General features: G+C 66.5%; 1 protein-coding gene. It reads right to left on the bottom strand.

Annotation, left to right across the window (positions count from 1 at the left end):
• Positions 1 to 146: 146 nt before the first annotated feature.
• On the bottom strand, positions 147 to 1,532 hold the full coding sequence (locus Q9R27_RS18675) for an IS1380 family transposase (RefSeq protein ID WP_311253914.1): 1,386 nt from the start codon (positions 1,530 to 1,532) through the stop codon (positions 147 to 149).
• Positions 1,533 to 1,653 lie beyond the last annotated feature (121 nt).

A 1,653-nucleotide genomic window follows, 5' to 3' on the forward strand; every position in this document is an offset into this window, starting at 1 on the left:
AGCCCTGATCCGCCATCGGTGATTTCTGATTGGTGATTCGGGTGGGTCTGGCTGGGTGTCGCGGAAGTGGGCGTGGTGGGGCCGCCGGTCGTCGCCGGCTCTTCCACTTTGAGGTCCTCGGGTAGCGCCCTTCGGGGGCTGGGTGGTCAGGTGGGGTCAGCGGTGGGTGGGCTGGTCGCGACCGACCACAGCAACATCCACGAGCGTGCCCAGGGCCAGTGTTCGGGCAGGTGTAGGTCGAGCCTGCGGCTGGTGTTGGCGATCCGGGCGGGGATGTTGATGAGTTTCTCCCGCAGGGTCGCCCAGCGCGCGGTGCGCATGTCGGCGGTGACCGCTGTGGCACGGGCGATGTTGAACGCGATCACTGCACAAGAGACCCAGGCAGCGTTGGCTGCGTACTTCCCCGACGGAAGGTGCGCGAGCGCGTTGTCCTTCAACTCCGCGATGACTTGTTCGACCAGGGCGTGGTCGCGGTGACGCTGATCGGCCTCGATGACCGACAGGGTGCTGTTGGTGATGAACGCGTGGTGGCGGTAGGTCGCGAACAGTTCACCCTGCGCGGTGCCGTCGGATGCCAGCGGCTGGAGCCGCTTCACTCGACGCACAACCAGGCGGCACGGCACATGTTCGGTCTTGCGGCGGCCGGTGAACGCGACGAAGTCGATCTCGGCGACCTCGGCATCAGAAACCCAATGGCCATCACCGGGTTGCTCACCTGGTTCCCAGACCGCGTTGGGATACTCGATGGCCCGCCAGGCGCCCTCCTTGATGCTGGTGATCGCCTTGACCACGGCCGGGGTCATCCGAGCGGTCACCGAGAACCACGCCTGGTGCCGGATCGCGGTCCCCACGAACGCCCACCCGTAGTAGGCCGAGTCCGCCCGCGCCAAGACCCGGCCGGCAACCCCAGCGGCACGGGCGGTAGTGATGGCTTGCGCCAACAGGCGACCACAGCCAGCAGCCGAAGCGGTGTTGCCCCTGCGAAGACGTGCCTGGGCGATCACCGGTGCCGCGGTCGGCGTCGAGATCGTGGCGAGCGCGATGTTGAGGCCACGGACCTTGCTGTACCCGAACGCCGCACCCTGCTTGGCGTAGCCATGGACCTCACGCACCGTGTCATCGACATCGAGGAACGCGATCCCCTCCGCATCGCTGCCGGCGAGCAGCCCGGGCACCCGCGTGGTGAGTCCAGCCAACAGGCCGGTGTTGACCTTGCCGAGCTGCTGCACGTGCCCGTGGGTGAAGGACCTCAGGAACGTGCCCAACGTCGTGGCCGCACGGAGGCCGGTGAACAGCTTGCTCATCCCGCCGTGACGCAGCAAGTCGAGATCCTCGATGGAATCGGCCCCGGCCAGCATCCCGCCCAGGATCGCGGCAGTCTTCGCCGCCGCGTTTGCCGAGGGCACCGACAACCCCTCGAGCAGCTCGTACAGACCAGCCGACTCCGCCAGGCGAAGAGCAGGGACAAGCCCAGCGGTCGACACCACGTTCGGGTCGTCGAAAACAGGGCGGATCTTGTGAGAAGGTTTCACTTACGAGGTGCCCCTCTTGAGCAGTGGGTTGTTGACGTCGCAATCGACATCCTCCCTGCTCAGGAGGGCATTCTCGTTCTACGCCACGCTCACCCAGCCCAACGACAATGGCGGATCAGGG

The sequence above is a fragment of the Nocardioides sp. AE5 genome (assembly GCF_031844485.1).
GTDB lineage: Bacteria > Actinomycetota > Actinomycetes > Propionibacteriales > Nocardioidaceae > Nocardioides.